This is a genomic window from Achromobacter sp. GW823-FHT04E03 (assembly GCF_058796095.1).
Genome location: NZ_JBXAIJ010000001.1, coordinates 2,275,049 through 2,295,913, shown reverse-complemented (window position 1 = coordinate 2,295,913; position 20,865 = coordinate 2,275,049). Strand labels below are relative to the sequence as shown.

Genomic DNA, 20,865 nt, shown 5'->3' with positions numbered 1-20,865 from the left:
TCCAACCCGCGTATGCAATCCCGCGCTTTTGGTGAAAATACCTATTAAGAAAGCCAGGTTGCATGCCGTACCGACAGGAGATCTCGTCTACTCAGAAAGGATTGTTCATGGTCGCCAGGAATTGCTCGCGCACGGGATGGCTGAAGTCGGCTGCCCTCGTTGTCTACGCGGCGAACTTCGCCAGTCCCGCAAATGCCCAATCGGTCTCCGCCACTGGCCAGGTCTTGCCGGGGCCCGTCCAGACGCCGCATTGGAATGTCGGGGGCGATCTGACGGTCGGAGATACCCTGGCCGGGGAGTTGGTCATCGATGCGGGCGGTTCCGTAGAAAATGACTGGGCCAACGTTGGAATTTTTAATGGCGCTCCAGGCGCCGTGACGGTGAAGGGCCGCGACGGCAATGGCACGGCGTCCTCCTGGACCAGCGCCAGCCCGGTGCTGATCGGGGGCGAGGCCGGCAGCATCGGCACGCTGAGTATCCTGGACGGCGGCGTGGCGCATAGCGACTCGGCCAGAATCGGCGTCGACAATGGCAGCGTCGGGAACGTTCTTGTTTCCGGGGCGGGGTCCACCTGGAATCTCAACACCATCGGCGCGTTCGAGATCGGCACGGGCGGCAAGGGCACGCTGCAGATCGACAACGGCGTCGTGCACAGCGGTCAGGCGATCATCGGCTGGAACGTCGGCGGCGAAGGGAGCGTTACGGTATCGGGCCCGAAGGCGGTCTGGGACCCGCTGAACAATATATACGTGGGTTTCGAAGGCACTGGCGACTTGCGCGTCCTGGATGGCGCCAGCGTCAGCACCGTCGGCTCGGGCGGGCCAGGCGCCGCGGCAGCGGTTTACATCGGCAAGAGTGCGGGCAGCGTCGGCACGGTGACCGTATCGAGCGCGACGGCCGATATCTCCACGCTCACCGCCAGCGACCGCATCGAAATCGGTTCGGAAGGCACGGGCACGCTGACCATCGCCAAGGGCGGGGTTGCGGTCGCCGCCCGCAACACGTGGCTTGCCCCTGCCGGCACTTCCACCGGCACGCTCAACCTGACCGGCGATGCCAGCGGCCGCGGCGTGTTGGAGACCGGCTCCGTCATCAAGGGCGCGGGCGACGGCACCTTCAACCTGGACGGCGGCATCCTGCGGGCCAATCGTGACGAGGATAATTTCCTGAACGGTTTCGCCACGCAGGCCGTGGGTAGCGGTGGCGCCTGGTTCGACACGAACGGTCATGATGTGGGCGTGTCTACCGCGTTCTCGGGGACGTCAAGCTTCAACAAGCAGGGCGCGGGCACGCTGACCTTGTCCGGCAACAGCGCGGCGTTCACGGGAAACACCGAGATTCAGGCCGGAACGCTGCAGATGGATGGCACCTTCGGCGGCCCGGTGGATGTGCTTTCGGGCGCGCGATTGACCGGCACGGGACGCGTGGGCGCGACAGTCAACCGCGGCACGATCGCACCGGGTCCGCGCAGTGGCTTCGGCACCCTCACGATCGCGGGCGACTATGCGGCGCAGGGCGGCAATCTGGAAATTCGCACGCAGCTTGGCGCCGATGATTCGCCGACGGACAAGCTGGTGATCACGGGCGACAGCGCTGGCACGACACCGGTCACGGTGAAGAACATGGGAGGCGCCGGCGCGCAGACCCAACGGGGCATCCAGGTGGTACAGGTCCATGGCCTGTCGGCGGGAAGATTCGATCTGGCCAATGGCGATTACGTCATCGGGGGGCGTCCGGCCTTGGTGGCCGGCGCCTATGGCTATGTGCTGCAACAGGATTCGGCCGACGGCGGCTGGTACTTGCGGTCGTCCCTGACCAATCCCGGCACCACTCCCACGGATCCCGGCACTACCCCGACGGACCCGGGCACTACGCCGACCGATCCTGGCACACCCTCGCCCGGCGGCGGTACGCCGGGCGCCGAGCCGCCCTTGCTCTATCAGCCCGGCGTGCCGGTCTATGAGGCCTATGCCAATACGCTGCTACACCTGAGCCAGCTGCCTACCCTGCGCCAGCGGGTCGGCAATCGCCTCTATGATTCGGCGGACGCCGGCCGCAACGGCGTATGGAGCCGTGTGGAGGGCTCGACGGGCCGGCTCGATCCCGCGGCGTCGACTACGGGCGCGCGCCAGGACATCGATAGCTGGAAAGCGCAATTCGGCGTTGACCGTATCCTGGCGGGCCAGGAAGAGGGCTCCCGTCTGGTGGGCGGCCTGGCCTTTTACTACGGCAAGGCCGACACGCGTGTGTCGTCGGTGTATGGCGACGGCACCATCGACACCACTGCCTATGGCCTGACGCCAACTTTGACCTGGTATGGCAAGAATGGCGTCTATATCGATGCCCAGGCTCAGGCGACCTGGTTCGACAGCGACCTCAATTCACGGCTGGCAGGAAAACTGAAAGGCGGCCAGAAGGCCCAGAGCTATGGGCTGGGTATCGAGGCAGGCAAGGCGTTCGGTCTGAGCGAGGGGTTCGCCCTGATTCCGCAGGCGCAGCTGACATACGTATCGACCCGCTTCGACCGCTTCAACGACAGATTCGGCGCGCGCGTCGAAAGCGACAAGGGCGACAGCCTGCTGGGCCGCCTTGGCATTGCGCTGGATTACAAGAGCAATTGGCAAACGGCCGGTGTAAAGCGCGAGTCCAGCGTCTATGGCGTCGTCAACGTGAAACATGAATTCCTGGACGGAACGCGTGTACGCGTGGCCGACACGCAGGTCGCCAGTCGCATGGCTCGAACCTGGGGCAGCGTGGGGGCGGGCGTGAATTACGGCTGGGGGGAACGCTATGCGATCTACGGCCAGATCGACGCGGACTCGGATTTCTCCGGCAGCCATGTCGTCACCGCGACCGCGGGTTTCAGGATGACTTTCTAAGGTGGATGATGGCGCCGGCAGAACCTCCTTCTGCCGGCGCCAGGTCTTTCACGGGAATACGCAGTCAACAGCAATCGCAAAGCAAAACATCGTTGACTACGTTGCGCGGCCGCGACCCCATGCGGCCGAATCCAAAGGCCGCCATCACGTCGTGACAGATCTCCATCGCTTCTTGCTCGTCTTCGGCGCCGGCGACCCGTGGCCAGGTTACCAGTACGCGCTTGGCCTTCATCTGTTCCACGAACTGCGGTGGCACTGCATCGCTGCCCACCACGGTCACGGACTGAATCCGCTCCGGCAGCCCTGTTTGCAGCGATGAGAGGCTTGCACCGCCGACGATCAGCGCGGCCGTGTCGGCGGGAAGCTCATCGGCGCGGCTGCAGTACTCGACGGAAAAGAAATCGTCCAGCCGCTTGTGGGCGGTGTGCGCCAGCGGCAGCAGGCTGACACAGCGATGACGTTGCAATGAAAGCCGCATCAGCGCGCCTCCTCCAGTATCCAGTCCGAGGCGCGCTCCGCCAGCATGAGTACGGGCGCGTTGATGTTGCCCGAGGTCAGGTCCGGCATGACCGAGGCATCGACGATGCGCAGGCCTGGAACGCCGATGCAGCGCATACGGCTGTCGACGACTGCCATCGGGTCGCTTTCGGCTCCCATTCTGCACGTGCCGCCGGGGTGGTGAACCGTGATGGCAGTCTTGCGGACGAATGCGTCGATAGCGGCGTCATCGATTACGCCGCCGCCCGGCGCAAGCTCGGTGGCGACGTAATCGCCAAGCGCGGGCTGGTCCAGCAAGGTCCGCGCGATACGCACCGACTCGCGTACCCTGACCCGGTCTGCGTCGCTCGCCAGAAAGTTCTGGTTGATCCGGGGTGGCGCCAACGGGTCCGCACTGGCGACGGTGATCTTGCCGCGGCTATGGGGGTGCAGCAACACCGTCCGGACGGCAAAGCCGTCGGCGAAAGGCTTGCGCACCGGATTGAACCAGGGATGAGCGTTGAACGGCGCGGCAGTCAGGAGAAACTGCAGGTCCGGCGTATCCCCGCCGTCTGGCTGCACAAATCCCACTATGCCGCCTGGAACGTCGCCGGCAAAGCCCTCGCCGCCCAGATAGGCGCGCGCCATGGAGATGCCGATGCGGTCCAGGCGCATGCCGTGCACAAATGGACCCGGCTCGCGGCGGCGTGCAGTAACGATGACGGAGATATGGTCCTGCAGGTTTTCACCTACCCCGGCGCGTTCCTGCCTGATGCGTATGCCGGCATCGCGCAATGTCTGAGCGGGGCCGATCCCTGAATGCATCAGGATCGCGGGCGTGTTGATGGCGCCTGCGGCAAGAATCACCTCATGGCGCGCCCTGACGGCCGTGGTGCGGCCCTGTCTGGTAAAACGCAAGCCGACTGTGCGGCTGCCGTCGAAGTCCAGGCCAAGAACATGCGCCAACGTGACCACGGTCAGGTTGGGACGCCGCAGCGCGGGGCGCAAGTAGGCCGTCGCGGCGCTGCATCGGCGTCCGCGCCGGATCGACATCTGCAGGCGCGAGAAGCCGCCTGCCGGCGAGGCGTTGTAGTCGTCGAGCCAGGGGTGCCCGGCCTGGCGGGCGGCCGTGGAGAAGGCGTCGAGCAGCGGGTCCTGGTAGCGGCAGCGCTGCACCCGCAAGGGGCCGCCCGCGCCACGGTCGCCGGAGTGTCCGTCCTCCCAGTCCTCCAGGCGGCGGAAGTAGGGCAGGACTTCCTCGAAGCGCCACTCGGGCAGATCGTAATGCCGCGCCCAGCGCGCGTAATCCTTGGGATGGCCGCGCACGAACGCCATCGCATTGGTCGACGAACTTCCGCCTACAACCTTGCCGCGCGCGCATTCGATAGCCCGGCCATCGGCGTGCGGGGCAGGCTCGGCGTCGTAACCCCAGTCATGCAGGCGTTGCTGCAGGATCTTGCCCCATCCCAGCGGGATGTGGATGAGCGGGTCTCGGTCCCAGGGGCCCGCTTCGATGACCAGCACCGAGACTGCCGGGTCCTTGCTCAAACGATTGGCCAGCACGCAGCCTGCGGAGCCTGCGCCAACGATGATGTAGTCGTATTCCGCCTTCATGTCGGGCTCACTGGCCTGAAGTTGATGTGGACATTCTTTTCCCGGGTAAACGAGATCATCTCGCCGATGCACTCATCGCGGCCGATGCCTGATTGCTTGACCCCGCCATACGGTGCGCCAAGAAAGTGCTTGCCGACTTCGTTGATCCAGATGAATCCCGCATCGATTTCGCGGGCGAGCCTGTGGGCGCGCGCAAGGTCCGCCGTCCAGATAGCGGCGGTCAGGCCGACGTCCAGGCTGTGCACCGCTGCCAGCATCTCTTGCTCGTCGTCCCACGGAATGAGCGCCAGCACGGGACCGAAGAACTCCTCGGTGGCCAATGGCGAGGTGGCGGCCACGTCCGCAAAGACGGTCGGTTCCAGATAGAAGCCGCCTGCGGGGACGCCGGCGCGGGGAATGCCGCCGCCCGCGATCAGGCGGGCGCCTTGCGCCACGGCGGCGTCGATCGCCTGCTTCACGCGGTCGCGGTGTTCGCGGCTGATCATTGCGCCCATGGTGGTGGCGGGGTCGGTCGGGTCTCCCGGCACGAACGCGGCGCAAGCCAGCGCCACTTTGGCGCAGACTTCGTCATAGATGGAACGGTGCACGAAGGCCCGGCTGGTGGACCCGCAAGATTGCCCGCACCACGTGAAGTTCATGCCATCGACGATCGCGCGCGCCGCCAGCGCGGGGTCGACGTCCGGGCAGGCGATAAACGGGTTCTTGCCGCCCAGTTCCAGCGCCACGGGCTTGAGCCGCGACGCCGCGGCCTGCATCACCCTGCGCCCGGTGGGAATGCTGCCCACCAGGCCGATCATGTCGACGTCGGGGCTGGCGGCCAGCGCGGCCCCGGCGTCGGCGCCGCCCGGGATCAGCGAAAAGACGCCCGGAGGCAAGAGATCTCCGATCAGCTCCGCACAACGCAAGGCAGACAAGGGCGCCTGCACCGGCGGCTTGATGATCACTGCATTTCCCGCAGCCAGCGGGGCGGCCAGCTTGCCCATGGCGAACAGCAGCGGATGGTTGTACGCAACGATGCGCGCCACGACGCCGACGGGCTCCCGCTCGGTGTAGTCCAGCGCGTCGTGTCCCATCGGGATGGTGTCGCCCTTGAGTTCCGTCACGAGGCCTGCGAAGAAATCCAGCAGCGCCGCGGCAACCATGACATCGGAACCCATCTCGGATACCGGATTGCCGCAGTCCAGCGAATCCAGGAGCGCCAGCTCCCTTGCGTTGTCCCGCAGGCGCTGGGCCATCTTGCGCAAGATGGCGGCCCGGGCCAGCGGGGCCGTACGGCGCCATGCAACGGCTCCGGCGCGCGCCGCGCCGGCCGCGCGCGCCACGTCTTCGGCGCCAGCATCAGCCACGGCCATCAGCCGTTCGCCCGTTCCGGGCGCCGCGATGTCGATCCAGCGTTCGCTGAGGGGGGCGTGCCAGCCGCCGCCATAGTAGACGCCGTTGTTGGCGGGCAGCTGGACATCGCCCGAGGCGGTCTTATGAGTTTTTCCTGCCATGTTGTCGCCTCACTGCTTCAGAGCTTGCGCTTTTTCAAGGAAGCGCGTGTCGAAGCCCTGGGTGTCGTCGAAGGAAGGCGACAGCGCGCCTTGCTCCTTGAAGAGCGTCGCGGATGAGCGCCACAGGGCCGGATCGATCCAGCCGATGCCGTGCGTCCGGGTGTGGTCGCTGAAGAACGTAAAGTCCAGATCTGCGCGCAACTGTGCCACCAGCATGTCTTTCTTGCCCTTGTACTCGGGGTTGTTCTTGATCAGCGTGTCGGCGGCCGCTTCCGGGTTCTGGATCACGTCGGCAAAGGCCTTGGCGTAGGCCGTCACGAACCTCTGCACGAGATCCGGGCGCTGAGCAATATTCTTGTCCGACGTGAAGACGCCCGAGCCGTAGCTCTGGATGCCCAGATCCTCGCCGTGCAGGATGGACAGGGAGCCCGGCCCTCCTGCCTTGTGTTCCAGTTCGGGAACCTCGGCGTCGATATAGCCCGGTACCACGTTCACGCGGTTCAGCAGCAACAGGTTTTCGTAGGGCGGCGACACCGTCGACTGCTTGATGTCGGCGAGCGCCAGGCCGTTCTTGGCCAGCGCGGCCTTCAGGAAGATGTAGGTCGAACCGCTGGGATGCACGCCAATGTTGGCGTCCTTCAGTTGCTTGGCGTTCTGCAGGTCGAAGTTTTTCTTCAGCGATATGATTGCCAGCGGCGTCTTCTGGTTGACCGCCAGCAGCGCCGAGTTGGCCACGCCCTGCGATCTCCCGACCATCAGGGTAGGCAGGTCGGAGAAGCCGAAGTCGGCGTTCCCGTTGGCCACCAGCCGCAGCGCGTCGGTGGAGCCGGTTCCCTTGCGGATCGCCGTCACATCGATGCCCTGGTCTGCGAAATAGCCTTTCTCCTTGGCGACGAAGAAGGGCGCATGATTGCCGCGCACGACCCAGTCCAGTTGCACGGTGACTGCGTCCTTGGCGTGGACGGCGCCGCTGAACAGTGCCAGCACTCCGAAGAGCGCGCTGAATCTCCAACTCGATCTCATGTTTTTCCCCTTGTTGATTCGATTTAGTGAGTGGCCCAACCCAAAAACCTGTATTCGATCAATTCGATGACATAGTAGAAAAAGACGCCGAGCACCGAAATCTGGACCAGGGCGGCGAATACCAACGCTGTTTCCATCTGGCTGGATGCGAACTGGATCATGTAGCCCAGACCGGCCGAAGCGCCCACGAATTCCCCTACGATCGCCCCGATGACGCTCAGCGTGATGGCCACCTTCATCCCCGCCATCAGAGCGGGTAGCGAAGCGGGGATCTTCACCTGGCGCAGTATCTGGTTGGGCGTCGCGCCGATGGACCTGAGCAGCGCGACCAGGTTGGCATCCGCCGACCGCAGGCCGACCAACATGTTGAGCGTGACCGGGAAGAAGGCCATGATCACGATCAGGGCGATCTTCGGGAGCAGGTCGTACCCGAACCAGAGAATCAGCAGCGGCGCCAGGGCGATCTTCGGCACGTTCTGGAACAGCACGATCAGCGGATAGCTCGCGCGGCCGAACCAGGCATAGCGGTCGACCAGGAGCGCAATCGCGATGCCCACGACGCACGAATACAGGAAGCCGTACAGGATCTCTGCGCCCGTGACGAGCGAGGCCTGGAAGAGTTCCGCCTGCCGTTCCGCCAGAACGGCCGCGATGTCCGTCGGCGCGGGTACGACAAACGCGGGCACTTGCAGAATGCGGACACAGGCCTCCCAGGCGGCCAGGATGATCAGCACGAGCACGATGCTGGGCGTGGCCGAACCGAGCGCGTGACGGATCTTTCCCGGCAACCGGGGAACGACAGGGACTTGCGACTGCGCTTTGGCTTTCATGGTGCTACCCGCCGTCATGATGTGCTCCCCTGGGCGTGGCCGGTCTTGAGCAGTTGGCGAAGCTGATACGACTTCTCGTGAAACTCGGGCTTGGCGAACGTGGCCTCGCTGCGCGGGCCCGGCAGCGCGACCGGCAGGCAGTCGACGATGCGAGCGGGGTTGGTGGCCATGACATAGACCCGGTCCGAGAGGTAAACGGCTTCGTCGATGGAATGGGTGACGAAGACAATGGTCTTGCCGGTGCGCTCCCAGATGTCCAGCAGGAAGTCGCTCATGGTTTCGCGAGTGATGGCGTCCAGCGCGCCGAACGGCTCGTCCATCATCAGTACCTCGGGATCCAGGGCCAAGGCACGCGCGATGGAAACCCGTTGGCGCATGCCGCCGGACAGCTGCTTGGGATAGCGGTCGGCCGCATACTCCAGCCCGACCAGCCGCAGCATTTCGCGGCCGCGCTGGAGAATTTCCTGCCTGGGCCGGGCATGCACCAGGTGCATCAGCGAGCAGACATTCTCGAGCGCCGTGCGCCAGGGCATGAGCGCGGCTTCCTGGAAGACCATGCCCACGCGGCGCTGGCGCACAGCTTCCGTGGGGGGCACGCCGGCCACGCGGACGTCGCCGCCGGTGGGCGGCACCAATCCGGCAAAGACTTTCAACAGGGTGCTCTTGCCGCAGCCGGACGGGCCGATGATGGAGGTGAAGGATCCCTTCGCGATGTCCACGTCAATGTCGTTGAGCACCCGCACGCGTCCGGCGCGGGTGTCGAAGTCGACAGTCAGTCCGCGCGCGCGGATCTGGGAGTCGTCTGGCGGTTTGTGCATGCCGGTCTCCATGGCCGACCTCAACCGGCCGCGACGGCCGTGGCAAAGGCCGGCCTGTCCTCGACCCGTTTCATCCATGCCTTCAGGTTGGGCAATTCGGGTTTGGCGTGCGGGAACTTCAGGCAGCGCCGGACCAGCGGAGCCAGGCAGATATCGGCCAGGGAAATCTTGTCGCCCGCCACCCAGGTCTTGCCTGCGAGGTGTCCATCGAGCAGTGATAGCTCCGCGCCCAGCAGTTTCGTCGCAGTCTCGGTCAGCTCTTCGGGAGGCAGCTTGGCTTCCTTGAAACCCGCCAGGTATGCGACGTTCAGCGATGCCAAAGTCCAGTCCATCCAGCGCTCGACCTGGCTGCGGGCCGCCGGATTGGCGGGATACAGGGTTTCGGCTTCGTGCGTGTTGGCGATGTAACGCAGGATCGTGTGCGATTCCCAGATATGGAGGTCGCCGTCGCGCAGCGTCGGCACCTTCTGGGTGGGGTTGATGGCCTTGTATTCCCCGGTGAGCGTCGTCCCTTCGAACGTCTTGCCGTAGTCCTTGCGCAGGTAAGGGACCTTCAGCTCCTCGAGCAGGAACAGCACTTTCTGAACATTGCCGGACGTGGCGCGGCCAAGAACTTCCAACATGATGCAACTCCCTTGAGTGTGTTTGTCGTGTGTTTGTGGTCAAAGCGGCTTGTAGGCCATGCATTCGATCTCGATCTTGGTGTCGATGACGGCGCGCGCCTCCACCGTGGTGCGTGCCAGCATGCCGTCCGGGAAGTACTCCTTGAAGACGCCGTTGTAGCGGCCGAAGTCGCGCGCATCTTCCAGGTAAGTCGTGACCTTGACGACGTCCGCCAGGTCGCAGCCCGCGCTTTGCAAGACGCGGCGCATGGCTTCGATAGTGCTGCGTGTCAGCTGTTCGATGGTCCCTTCCTGCATGACGCCGTTCTCGTCCTTGGCGACCTGCCCGGACACGAAGACGAAGTCGCCCGCACGCACGGCCGGATGGAAGGGAAGGTTGGGATTCTTCTTGCCGAAGGCTTGTTGTAGATATGCCATTTCAGTTTCCGTAGACAGAGCTTTCGATGATGTCCAGCCCGCGCTGCCTGTCCAGCAGATAGAGCAGGCCGCGCGAGTCGGTCGTGACGTCGTTCGATGAGACCCGCTCGAACCCGGCCGGCGTGTCGGGCTCGTAGTAGCCGACTTCTCTGGGCCTGAAAGGGTCGCTGATGTCGACCAGGCGCAAGCCGCGCGCGAACCAGGCAAAGGGCAGGACGCTGCCCGTGAAGCGCTCTGCGGGCTGGTGACAGCCCGACATAGGCTCTCTGGGAGTGCCGTCCGGGTCGACGCCATCGACCTGGAACGTCGAGACGGGAATGGGCTGGCGTTCATCGGTGATGTCGAACAGCCAGGTAAAGGCCGGTGGGGAAGGACGCAGCTTGGCGACGTCTTCATCGGCGACGACCAGGATCTGCCGGCCTTTCAGCAGCATGGGTATCGGCAGGGCCGTGTGTGTCGGATGGGGATGCGCCGGCCCCGTGTTGAATTGCGATACCAGCTTGGGGCGAGACAGGTCCTCGATGTCCAGGATGAACATGCCGTGGTGCCAGTAGGACACGTACAGCCGATTTCCCATGCGTAGCGGGTGATGGCAGCGAGGCGGAACATAGTTGTCCCACGGATAGTGTTCGCCGGCCTGCATGTTCTGGCCTGGAATCCACCAGCTTCCCACTTCTTCGGGACGCGACGGTTCCTGCAGGTCCAGGATCTTCACGATGTTGCCGACGAAGCCGGGGGCCGTGGGCGAAATGTAGGCATAGCGGCCATCGAAGTCGTAGCGATGCACGCCTCCGCCCTCCGTCCCCGTCTTCCAGTGCTTTATGAGGCGGGGCCGGTCCGGACGGCTCACATCGTAGATGCCCAGTCCGCCGCCGAAGTCGTCCGCGCCAACACGGAACTTCTCGTAGTTGACGATCATCAGGCCGTCCTTCGCGCGCACCTTGTGCGAATGCCATCCCATCGGCACCTCGAGCGAGGCCAGCAGCCGAGGCCGCCGGGGATCCGCCACGTCATAGATGGAGGTGCCATAGGGCGGCCGCATATGGGACACGAACATCGTGTTCCCTTCCACCCAGACCTGCCCGCCGCCCTCGCAGTCCACATGAGCCACCAACGAGGTATTCCAAGCTTTAGCCAAGACCGGTCTCCTCAGACCAACTCAATGAGATCGCCCTGCGCGGTGCGGCCCCACTGATGGAAAAGCCCCATTGCGCGCAGTGCCGGCTCGTCGCTGGCGATGAAGAGGATCAATGGTTCGGCGTGGTCATTGCGGTATTGGACCCAGGTGTCGCTGGGCACGGCCACGGTATCGAAGGGCTCAAGCGGGAAGCTCTCTTCGCCGATCGTCATCGCGCCTTGTCCGGAAAACGGAGCGACCAGGAGATTGGCCGTCTGCTTCAGCGGCAGAGTCCGCTCTCCGGGGCGGACCATCTGCATGAAAAAGGTCATCGTGCGGTACACCGGGCCGCCCCGCAACGGATGCGTATATTCAACGAGCAAGCCTTCGTGCGGAGATTCGTCCCAATCCCGAAAGCGGTAGAGCAGCTCTCGCATGGCGTCGTAGCGATACACGAACATGGGCGATGAGTCGCCGCCGCCGCGCCGATGGTCGACAAATCGGGGTGTCAGGCCTCCCACGCCATAGACTGTGCGCGAATACTCGGTCTGGAAGCGGGCGCTCTGCTTGCGCACGATTTCGCCGTTCTCCTGGTAGTCGTGTTTGAAGCTCAGCGCGTTGAGGTTTTCGACCAGCGGGTAGTCAAGCACTGATAGGTTGATGGCGGACTCGTTGCCGAGATTGCCATGGTTGTGCCAGGTGTCGCGCGGCGTGAGCACCATGTCGCCAGGCAGGAAAGTGATGTCTTCACCCTCCACGCCGGTAAAGTTCTGCTGGCCCGTCAGGCCAAAGCGGATGGCGCTCGCGGTGTGCGAGTGCGGAGGCATGATCTCGTTCGGATCGTTCTGACGGTACGCGGTGTACAGGGTCGACACCGTCGCGCGGCGAGGGGCCAGGCCCGGATTGACCAGGATCAACGAGCGCCGGTCGGTGTTTTCGGTCGAGATCAGCCGCGCCGATTCGGCAAGCAGGGGCTGGATGTCCTCTTTGTACGACCAGCGGAAGGGCACGGCCTTGGGGCCGCTGACGAGTTGTTTGATGTCGTCGTGCGCCTCGTTCTCGCGGGCCCAGAACGGAAACATGGATCTCCGCTCGATCTGCTCATACATGGCCAACAAATCCGCTTCGCGAGTGCCGCTGACGGGACGGGTTCCGTGCATACATGTTCCCCTTGAAAGTTATTGATTAACCACATGGCGGAACAAATCTAATAACAACCAATGGTTGTGTAAACGGTATTTGTGGTTCGATATGGAAAACCCCTAAGCGCTCGGATTGTTGGGCTTTTGAATAATAAAAATCACATATAAAACAATGGGTTATGGAAAATAATCCGTTTATCAAAATTCTCAACCGGTTGTTTATTTTTATTGCGAATCAACCATTTTCAAATCTAAGATGGTTGCGAAAACATGACGCGAGGGAACAATGGCACGCACCCGCCAACCCGAGGTTTCCAATGACATACGCAGGCTGATTACGCAGATCCGAGCGCTGTTGGGCAAAGGAGAAGAACTACCTTCCGAGCGGGTTCTCGCCGGGCAACTGGATGTCAACCGTCATCGTTTGCGCCTTGCCCTGGACAAGATGCGTGAGGCATCGGAGTTGCCGCGGCCCGTCATCCGCCGCAACGATCCGCCCATTCTCAAAGGCGATGTCGTGGTCCAGGAGACGAATGCGCTCGAGGTGATCGAACTGCGTATGGTGCTGGAGCCGGCAATCGCGCGATTGGCCGCAATCCGGGCCTCGCCGGTGCAGATCGCCAAAATCCTGGAAGCCGCCACAACGCCGTCAGGGGTAGCGCGCTCGACCGGGGATATCGCATTCCACAAATTGCTGGCGGACAGCTCCGGGAACCAACTGGCTGCAAGTCTCTATGCGTTCTTGCGCCACGTCGGCGCGGACCAGCGCCTGCATATTCCCGCCACGACGCAAACCACGCGAGAGCGCATACAGATGCGTGACCAGGAACACCGCGCAATCGCGGAAGCCATTGCGAGTCGATCGCCGGATGCGGCCGAGCAAAGCATGCGCGTCCATCTGTGGCGTGTGCAGCGCGAGATCGCGGATCGTTTGAACCCGGTCGGAACCGGGGGGCAGAGCCCGCTGGCGTCGCGCTCCTAACCCGGATCCGTCTGCCGCAAGGTGTCCAGGAAGCGTTGCGCCGCCGCCGACAGGGATCGTTGGCGCTTGAGCAAGATGCCGATGTTCCGTGACGCGGCGGGCGAGTGCAGCGCCACGCTGCACAGGCGCGTGGTATCCATCAGGCGCAGGGCCAGTTGCGGCACTGCCGCTATGCCCACGCCGGCAGCCACCATTGCGCCTACTACCGAAATATTGTCGGACACGTAGTTCATTTCCGGCAGCCGGCCGGAGGCTGCCAGGATCTGGTCGGTGACCTGGCGGATGCTGCTGGCGGGCCCGCTCGCAACGTAAGGCCGGTCGGCAAAAACGCTCCAATCCACGCGCTTGCGTTGCGCCAGCGGGTCGCCGATAGGGCAGATCAGCACGAAGTTCTCTTTCAGCAGTTGCGTGAATTGCACGCTGGCCGGCTGGTCGGGGACCTCGATGGAGATGCCGATGTCGGCATTGCCTTCCGATACGGCCTGCGTGATCTGGCGCGCGGAAACCGCGTGGATGTTCAGGCGTACCTGCGGGTGCGACTTCTGGAAAGTGCGCGTCGCCGCGGGCAGCAGTGCGGAGGCGACGGAGGGAAGGGCCCAGATGTTGATGCTGCCGCGACGGCCCGCGATGAATTCGGACAGATCGCTAAGCGAGTCGCGGAACTCCGACAGCATCCGCATCGCAATCGGCACCAGTTCCGCGCCAGCGGAGGTCAGCGCCACGCCATGCTTGTCACGGTCGAACAGCCTGGCGCCGAGCTTCTGTTCCGCCGCCTGTACGCGCCGGCTGAGCGCCGGCTGCGAAATCGGCACGCGTTCGGCGGCCATGCGGAAGTTGAGCGTTTCCGCCACCAACAGCACCGCCTCCAATTCGGAAATGGTCAGGGTCATGGCCTGCGTGATGCGTTTGGGTTATTACGAAGATATAAATATATCAATTTTCAGATCAGGCTGGCCGCAGCATACTAGGCCGCAAAGTAGCAATACGGACGGAGACAGACATGAATGAACCGCGCAAGCGGCTGCGCATCGGCGTAGGGGCCGGCATGGCGGACGACCGCATCGGTCCGGCCATGCCGCTGCTGGAAGACTGCGATATCGATTACCTGGTGTGCGAATGCCTGGCCGAACGGACCATTGCGCGCGAAACGCTGTCACGCAAGCATGACGGCGCTCACGGCTACAACCCGATGCTGGAGGAGCGCATGCGTGCCTTCCTGCCGGCGTGCCGGGAGAAAGGTGTACGGCTGGTGTCCAACATGGGCGCGGCCAATCCGGCCGGCGCCGCGCAGGCCGCGCTGGACATAGGACACGCCTTGGGATGGCAGGAGCTCAAGTGCGCCGCCGTAGTCGGCGACGACGTGGCCGAGCGCGTGCGCCTGCATCCTGAACTGCGCCTGCTGGATCGCGATCTGCCGCTGGAGGCGATCCTGCCCCAGCTGGCCTCGGCAAATGCCTACCTGGGCGCCGATGTGGTCCGCGATGCGCTGGCCACCGGCGCGCACGTGGTGTTGACGGGCCGGGTCGCCGATCCCTCGCTGTTTCTGGGCGTTGCCCTGCATCATCACGGCTGGAGCTACGAGGACCTGCCCAAGCTGGCGGCGGGCACCATCATGGGCCACCTGCTGGAGTGTTCCGCGCAGATCACCGGCGGCTATTTCGCCGACCCGGGAAAGAAAGACGTGCCCCGCCTGGCCGAACTGGCTTATCCCTATGCCGATCTTTACAGCGACGGCGAACTGTACATAGGCAAGCCCGCCGGCTCGGGCGGCCGCCTCGACCGCATGACCTGTACCGAGCAGGCGCTATACGAAATCCATGATCCCTCGGCCTACATCACGCCAGATTGCGTGTTGAGCCTGGAAGGCCTGCATTTTGAAGAGCAGCACGCGGACCGCGTGGCCGTGCGCGGCATACGCGCCGCGCCGCGCACCGATAGCTACAAGGTCGTGGTCGGCTACTTCGATGGCTGGATAGGCACTGGCGAGGTCGCCTATGCAGGCGTGAACGCGATCGCGCGGGCGCGGCTGGCGGCCGACACGGTGAAAGAGCGGTTCCGGCTCGACGGCGGCGCGGCCAGCGAGATCCAGGTCGATCTGATCGGCGTGAGCAGCCTGCATGGCGATCATCCGCAGGCCGTCGCCGGCCACCCCTACGAAGTCCGTTTGCGCGTGTCGGCCCGCTGTCCCGACAAAAAGAGCGCGCACTTGTTGGGGGATCACGTGCGGCAACTGAACATGCAGGGACCTTATGGCGCAGGCGGTCCCGTCAACCTGGGCGCCAAGGAAGTCATAGCCGTGGACGCCCTGTTGATTCCGCGCGACTGGGTCACGCCCGAAGTCATTACGGTGGGAGCCTGACCATGAGCATTCTGGTTCATGACCTTGCGCATGCGCGCGCTGGCGACAAGGGCAATACCTCGAGCATCGCCGTCATTGCCTACGACGAGGACGCCTGGCGCCTGCTGCGCCAGGCGCTTACCGCCGAGCGGGTCGAGCAGGCTTTTGCCCATCTGGGAGCAGGAAAGGTGAGGCGCTACGAGGTCGAAAGCCTGAGGGCGCTGAACTTTGTCATCCCGGACGTACTGTCCGGCGGCGTCACGCGCTCGCTGCGCCTGGATCCCCATGGCAAGTCGCTCAGTTCGTTGATGCTGGGAATCGAGCTTCCGGCCAGCCCATCGCAATCCTGAAAGGAACAGCAATGTACCCTCCCGCTGAACCCATGGGCACCGAGGTCTACGCCCGGCTGCCCGAATCCCTGCACCTGACCGATCAGGCCTCGACCTGGCTCGCCGCGCGTCATGTGAAGATGCACTCCTTTCTGGAGGGGCCCGCCTTCGATCGCTTGGGCAATCTCTGGTGCGTCGACCTGGCGCATGGACGCATCCTGCGCGTGGATCCGGCAGGCAATTTCGAGGTCATCGTCAGCTACGAAGGCGAACCCAACGGCCTGAAGATCCATCGCGACGGCCGCATCTTCGTTGCCGACCATCTGCATGGCCTGATGCTTCTGGATCCCGAGACCCGCAGCATCCGGCCCTACCTGCAGCACGTGCGGCGGGAAGGCTTGAAGGGACTGAACGATCTGTTCTTCGCTTCCAACGGCGACCTGTACTTCACCGATCAGGGTGAAAGCGCCTTGGAAAACCCCACCGGCCGCGTGTTCCGCCTGCGCGCCGACGGCAAGACGGTGGATCTCATCATGGATGGCCTGGCGGGCCCCAACGGCCTGGTCATGAACAAGGCCGAGAACGTGCTCTACGTGGCCATCACGCACGACAACGCCATCTACGCCCTGCGGCTGGAGCCGGATGGCCAGATGAAGAAGGCCAGCCGTTTCATCCAGCTATCGGGCAGCACGGCCGGGCCGGACGGCATGGCCCTGGATGAGGCCGGCAACCTGGCCATCGTCCACGCGCAGGCGGGCACCGTATGGCTGTTCAGCCCGCTGGGAGAACCCCTCTACCGCATCCGTTCCTGCGCGGGCCTGCGCACCACCAACGTCGCTTTCGGCGGCGAGGACGGGCGCTCCTTGTTCATCACCGAAGCGGAGCAGGGCGTCATCCTGCGCGCCCGGCTGCCGCATCCCGGCAAGCGGATGTACTCGCACCGGGACTGAGCCGCGCGCCGCGAACACGATCCGCAAAAAAACCACTATCCATGGGAGACAACATCATGATTGCTTTTCGATTGATCGCCGGACTGGCCCTGAGCCTGGCCGCCGTCACGGGCGCGCAGGCCGCCGATGCGTACCCTGCACGCCCCATACGCCTGATCGCCACCTTCGGCCCCGGCAGTTCCATCGACATCATTGCGCGCCTGGTGGCCAAACCCCTGGCCGAGCAACTGGGCCAGCCGGTGATCGTAGAGAACAAGCCCGGCGCCGGCGGCGACCTGGCCACCGACATCGTCGCCAAGTCCGGCAAGGACGGGTACACCATCGGCTTCGCCTCGGCCGGGCCGATCACGGTCAATCCCAATGCCCGCAGCAAGATGCCCTATGACCCGCTCAAGGATCTGGCGCCGGTTGCCCTGGTGGCGACGGGACCGAACGTCATCCTGGTCAACCCGTCGATTCCGGTGACCAACCTGAAGGAGCTGATTGCCTACATCAAGGCCAATCCGAACAAGGTCAACTACGCCTCGGCTGGCGTCGGCACCAGCGGTCATATCGCCGGCGAGCTGTTCCAGCACTTGTCCAAGACCGAAATCCTGCACGTGCCCTACAAGGGCAACAGCGATGCGATTACGGACACCCTGGGCGGGCGCACCCAGATGGTCATCAGCGGCGTCCCGCCCATCCTGTCGTTCGTGAAGTCCGGCCAGCTGCGCGCCCTGGCCGTGGCCGATACCAAGCGTTCGCCCTTGCTGCCGGACGTCCCCACTGTTGCCGAAGCCGGACTGCCCGGTGCGGAGAGCGTCGCCTGGTATGGCATCGTCGCGCCTGCCGGCACGCCGCAGGCGATCCTGGACCGTCTCCACGACGAAATCGTCAAGGCCGTGAACAACCCGGAAACCCAGGAGAAATTCGCCGGCCTCGGTATCGTTCCTTCAGCGGACAGCCGGGCGGACTTCGGCAAGCGCATGGCGGACGAGTACGTCCGTTTCAAGGAATTGTTCAAGCAGATCAACCTGGTCATGGATTGACGGAATCATGTCACGCACCGTAATCGTTACTGGCGCCAGCGGGCTGGTCGGCTCCGCTGCCGTCGATTCATTCCTCAACGCGGGCTGGGAAGTCATCGCGGTGTCCCGCCGGCGTCCGGAGATCATCAGCCAACGGCCGTACACCCATCTGCCGGTCGATCTGCAGGACGCGGAGGCTTGCCGCCGCGCCTTCGGGGATATGCCTGAAGCCACGCACGTTTTCTATGCGGCCGTCTATGAGAAGCCAGGGCTCATCGCCGGCTGGCAGGACCCTGAGCAGATGGCCACCAACCTGGGCATGATCAGGAACGTCATCGAGCCGTTGGCCGCCAGCGGCAGGCTGCAGCATGTCAGCGTGCTGCAGGGTACCAAGGCCTATGGCGTACACCTGCATCCCATCCGCACGCCGGCGCGCGAATGCCAGCCGCGGGACGATCATCCGAACTCGTACTGGTTCCAGGAAGACTACATCCGGGAAAAGGCCGCGCAGTCCGGCTTTGGCTGGACGATATTCCGTCCCACCATCGTGCTGGGCCCCAATGTGGGCGTGGCCATGAACACGGTGCCGGTCATAGGCGTCTACGCGGCAGTGTGCCGCGCCGAAGGCAAGCCGTTCTGCTATCCCGGCCACATTTCCTATCCGCGTGAAGCCGTGGACGCGCGCCTGATCGGCGATGCAGGCGTCTGGGCGGCGGAGAATCCGGCGTCCTGGAACGAGCACTACAACCTTACCAACGGCGAAGTGTTCAGCTGGCATGACCTATGGCCGTCCCTGGCGGAGTTCCTGGACGTCGAAGCGGGTCCGGACCAGCCCCTGCGCCTGGCCGAGTACCTGCCCGGCCGGGCGGACCTGTGGAACGAGATCGTCAAGCAGCATGGCCTGCGGCCGCTGAGCATGGCGCAGATTCTTGGCGAATCCCATTACTCCGCCGACGCCCGTTTCGGCTATGGCCTGAAGACCCCGCCCGCGCCCGCATTTGTCAGCACGGTCAAGATCAAGCAGGCGGGCTTCACGCAAACTTACGACACCGAGGCATGCGTGAAGCACTGGCTGAGGGTGCTGATGGAGCGCAAGATCATTCCGTTCTCCCAAACGAGTGTCGCAGGCCGCGTTTGAGCGTTGATCGCGGCGAGCCGGAGTTGCGCTTGCGGTGCGCGAATTGCGGAAGGATCGCGAGGCCCGCGTTGCAAATCGAAGCGTCCCTGGCTTGCCAACTGACCTATCCTGATCTTTCTGGCCCGCTGGGGCCGCTTTCCGAAGGGTCAGCGCATGCTGGATCATGTCGAAATTCACGTGAGCGACTTCGAGCGCAGCCGGATGTTCTACCGCAGCGCGCTCGCGGCGCTAGGCTACATACCGCGCAAAGTGCTCGCGACCGGGATGGGCTTCGGAGTAGGCCAGCCTCACGAGTCGGAAGACCCGGGCGGCGAATTCTGGATCCATCAGGGCACGCCCAGCACCCCGCGCGTGCATCTGGCTTTTCGCGCTCGCAGCCGTGCCGAGGTCGATTCCTTTCACCAGGCGGCGCTGGCGGCTGGAGGGCGCGATAACGGCGGGCCTGGCTTGCGTCCGCAATACCACCCGCACTATTACGGCGCGTTCATCCTGGACCCGGATGGCTACAACATAGAAGCGGTGTGTCACCGCCCGGTCTGATCCGCGTACGTCCCAGTATTGGCACCGCAGCGTCAGCATGACGCTGCGTCTCCATGCGCAGAGACGAGCGCAAGATGCGTGCGCAATGCCGGGACTCGCGCGCCGAAGCCAAAAGGCGAACTTCAAAAGCGAACTATATTCCTGCGGCCCAGGGTTTGAGTACTGCAAATTAAGTTCGCCTTTTTTTTGTATAGGGCATGAGGGAAATCTATGCGTTGCTCAAAGTTCGCCTTTCGCAAAGCTGGCGCAGAAGAGGTGGATTTGTTTATGTGAAAGTTCGCCTCTTACAGGCGAACCACGCATACAGACTCCCGTCGTGCCCTCGGCCTTCTACTTGGAGACGGTCAGGCGCAGCGTCGCATCGGCATTTCCGCCGAACGCAGGAGCGATACATGAGAGATCCATTTAGCCGTCATTCTTCAGCAAGTCGGCAAATCGCTCACCGTCGATAAAGCTCGCGCGCGACCTCTGGCCCGACGGTAGATGACAAATCTGCCGCCGTTGCTCGCCGCCGTAATGCCTCTTAAAGGGTCGTGCGCCGGTTGCTAGGGCTGCGCGGTCACATGCTTCCGAACTGCGGCCGCAGATACGCCAACGGCTTTCACCACGTCCTATCGGTCGTGAATGTTCGAGATCGCCCACTGCGCGCCGCTGACTACCTTTTCCAGCTCGTCCGAGTACAAGGGCACTGATATGCCCAACCCTGGTCTCGCACGAGCCGACCAAGCCGCAGCGGTGGTTGCGCCGAGGCCGTTGCGGAGGTAGTCCGTGAAGATCTTGCCGACGCGGTTCGTGGGGCCGTGCTTGGAAAAGAATAGGTGCGGCGGGCGCCCGTACCAAGGTTTTTGTTTTTCCATTAGCAGTCGGAGTCGAACACGTTCAGGTCTGGCGCACAGGCGGACAGCAACTGTGCATCAAGCTCCGCCGCTTGGCGCTGATCCAAGATGAAGACCGTTACGTTTGCCTGTTCATCCGGCGGCAACTCGGCCAAGGGTAAGTGTTCGACCCGCATTACGACGGCACCCGTCGCGCCGGTAAGCTTGCCCACCTCGGTAAGAACTACGCGGCAGATTTTGCCCTGTGTCGGTTCCTTCATGCCCTGGCTCCCTGGTTTCGTCCGCATGGAGGCGATGTCACAGCTCAGGCAA

20 protein-coding genes and 1 pseudogene are annotated in these 20,865 nt (G+C 63.8%); 8 read left to right on the top strand and 13 right to left on the bottom strand.

Annotated elements, in window-relative coordinates; all coding sequences use genetic code 11:
* Window positions 1-107: 107 nt before the first annotated feature.
* Window positions 108-2,879: an autotransporter family protein gene (locus AC1RHV_RS10915; RefSeq protein ID WP_492300726.1), complete on the top strand. Its 2,772-nt coding sequence runs from the start codon at window positions 108-110 to the stop codon at window positions 2,877-2,879.
* A 64-nt stretch (window positions 2,880-2,943) separates the two neighbouring features.
* Here the strand turns inward: AC1RHV_RS10915 and AC1RHV_RS10910 are convergent, their stop codons facing one another.
* From AC1RHV_RS10910 to AC1RHV_RS10865, 10 genes are read right to left on the bottom strand one after another with little or no spacing between them, the layout of a single operon-like run.
* Window positions 2,944-3,357, bottom strand: a complete 414-nt coding sequence (locus tag AC1RHV_RS10910) for a hypothetical protein (RefSeq protein WP_054451238.1) — start codon at window positions 3,355-3,357, stop codon at window positions 2,944-2,946.
* On the bottom strand, window positions 3,357-4,970 hold the full coding sequence (locus AC1RHV_RS10905; protein WP_460360921.1) for a GMC family oxidoreductase: 1,614 nt from the start codon (window positions 4,968-4,970) through the stop codon (window positions 3,357-3,359). The genes AC1RHV_RS10910 and AC1RHV_RS10905 overlap by 1 nt, the downstream gene beginning before the upstream one ends.
* Complete coding sequence (locus AC1RHV_RS10900; RefSeq protein WP_460360922.1) at window positions 4,967-6,463, bottom strand: aldehyde dehydrogenase family protein; 1,497 nt, start codon at window positions 6,461-6,463, stop codon at window positions 4,967-4,969. Before AC1RHV_RS10900 ends, AC1RHV_RS10905 begins: the two co-directional genes overlap by 4 nt.
* 9 nt (window positions 6,464-6,472) lie before the next feature.
* Window positions 6,473-7,486: an ABC transporter substrate-binding protein gene (locus AC1RHV_RS10895; RefSeq protein ID WP_054451241.1), complete on the bottom strand. Its 1,014-nt coding sequence runs from the start codon at window positions 7,484-7,486 to the stop codon at window positions 6,473-6,475.
* Between the two features lie 23 nt (window positions 7,487-7,509).
* Window positions 7,510-8,316 (bottom strand): ABC transporter permease, encoded by an 807-nt coding sequence (locus AC1RHV_RS10890; protein WP_192355233.1) that lies wholly within the window; start codon window positions 8,314-8,316, stop codon window positions 7,510-7,512.
* Between the two features lie 14 nt (window positions 8,317-8,330).
* Window positions 8,331-9,134, bottom strand: coding sequence for an ABC transporter ATP-binding protein (locus AC1RHV_RS10885; RefSeq protein ID WP_225590541.1), 804 nt, complete (start codon window positions 9,132-9,134; stop codon window positions 8,331-8,333).
* A gap of 20 nt (window positions 9,135-9,154) precedes the next feature.
* Window positions 9,155-9,757 (bottom strand): glutathione S-transferase family protein, encoded by a 603-nt coding sequence (locus AC1RHV_RS10880; protein ID WP_175161876.1) that lies wholly within the window; start codon window positions 9,755-9,757, stop codon window positions 9,155-9,157.
* Between the two features lie 39 nt (window positions 9,758-9,796).
* Window positions 9,797-10,174 (bottom strand): RidA family protein, encoded by a 378-nt coding sequence (locus AC1RHV_RS10875; protein WP_175161879.1) that lies wholly within the window; start codon window positions 10,172-10,174, stop codon window positions 9,797-9,799.
* 1 nt (window position 10,175) lies between these two features.
* On the bottom strand, window positions 10,176-11,312 hold the full coding sequence (locus AC1RHV_RS10870; RefSeq protein ID WP_460360924.1) for an LVIVD repeat-containing protein: 1,137 nt from the start codon (window positions 11,310-11,312) through the stop codon (window positions 10,176-10,178).
* Window positions 11,313-11,323: 11 nt separating this feature from the next.
* Window positions 11,324-12,451 carry a cupin domain-containing protein gene (locus tag AC1RHV_RS10865; RefSeq protein ID WP_460360925.1) on the bottom strand — a complete coding sequence of 376 codons (1,128 nt, stop codon included), beginning with the start codon at window positions 12,449-12,451 and terminating at the stop codon, window positions 11,324-11,326.
* Between the two features lie 268 nt (window positions 12,452-12,719).
* Here AC1RHV_RS10865 and AC1RHV_RS10860 point away from each other — a divergent pair, with 268 nt between their 5' ends.
* Window positions 12,720-13,415, top strand: a complete 696-nt coding sequence (locus AC1RHV_RS10860; protein WP_119449540.1) for a FadR/GntR family transcriptional regulator — start codon at window positions 12,720-12,722, stop codon at window positions 13,413-13,415.
* Here AC1RHV_RS10860 and AC1RHV_RS10855 read toward each other — a convergent pair.
* Complete coding sequence (locus AC1RHV_RS10855; protein WP_192353500.1) at window positions 13,412-14,305, bottom strand: LysR family transcriptional regulator; 894 nt, start codon at window positions 14,303-14,305, stop codon at window positions 13,412-13,414. The genes AC1RHV_RS10860 and AC1RHV_RS10855 overlap by 4 nt on opposite strands.
* 110 nt (window positions 14,306-14,415) lie before the next feature.
* Here AC1RHV_RS10855 and AC1RHV_RS10850 point away from each other — a divergent pair, with 110 nt between their 5' ends.
* The 6 genes from AC1RHV_RS10850 to AC1RHV_RS10825 all read left to right on the top strand — a co-directional run bounded on the left by AC1RHV_RS10850 (window position 14,416) and on the right by AC1RHV_RS10825 (window position 19,717).
* Window positions 14,416-15,774 (top strand): acyclic terpene utilization AtuA family protein, encoded by a 1,359-nt coding sequence (locus AC1RHV_RS10850; protein ID WP_119449541.1) that lies wholly within the window; start codon window positions 14,416-14,418, stop codon window positions 15,772-15,774.
* A 2-nt stretch (window positions 15,775-15,776) separates the two neighbouring features.
* Window positions 15,777-16,103, top strand: a complete 327-nt coding sequence (locus AC1RHV_RS10845; RefSeq protein ID WP_054451251.1) for an AtuA-related protein — start codon at window positions 15,777-15,779, stop codon at window positions 16,101-16,103.
* Between the two features lie 11 nt (window positions 16,104-16,114).
* Window positions 16,115-17,032 carry an SMP-30/gluconolactonase/LRE family protein gene (locus tag AC1RHV_RS10840; protein ID WP_310535808.1) on the top strand — a complete coding sequence of 306 codons (918 nt, stop codon included), beginning with the start codon at window positions 16,115-16,117 and terminating at the stop codon, window positions 17,030-17,032.
* A 56-nt stretch (window positions 17,033-17,088) separates the two neighbouring features.
* Window positions 17,089-18,060: a Bug family tripartite tricarboxylate transporter substrate binding protein gene (locus AC1RHV_RS10835; protein ID WP_119449600.1), complete on the top strand. Its 972-nt coding sequence runs from the start codon at window positions 17,089-17,091 to the stop codon at window positions 18,058-18,060.
* Between the two features lie 7 nt (window positions 18,061-18,067).
* Window positions 18,068-19,177 (top strand): SDR family oxidoreductase, encoded by a 1,110-nt coding sequence (locus AC1RHV_RS10830; RefSeq protein ID WP_119449543.1) that lies wholly within the window; start codon window positions 18,068-18,070, stop codon window positions 19,175-19,177.
* Window positions 19,178-19,330: 153 nt separating this feature from the next.
* Window positions 19,331-19,717, top strand: coding sequence for a VOC family protein (locus AC1RHV_RS10825; protein ID WP_054451254.1), 387 nt, complete (start codon window positions 19,331-19,333; stop codon window positions 19,715-19,717).
* A gap of 614 nt (window positions 19,718-20,331) precedes the next feature.
* Here AC1RHV_RS10825 and ligD read toward each other — a convergent pair.
* Together ligD and AC1RHV_RS10815 are read right to left on the bottom strand one after the other, a co-directional pair.
* Window positions 20,332-20,541: pseudogene (gene ligD / locus AC1RHV_RS10820) on the bottom strand (non-homologous end-joining DNA ligase LigD); the annotation flags it as partial.
* 32 nt (window positions 20,542-20,573) lie between these two features.
* On the bottom strand, window positions 20,574-20,813 hold the full coding sequence (locus AC1RHV_RS10815) for a hypothetical protein (protein WP_313387523.1): 240 nt from the start codon (window positions 20,811-20,813) through the stop codon (window positions 20,574-20,576).
* Window positions 20,814-20,865 lie beyond the last annotated feature (52 nt).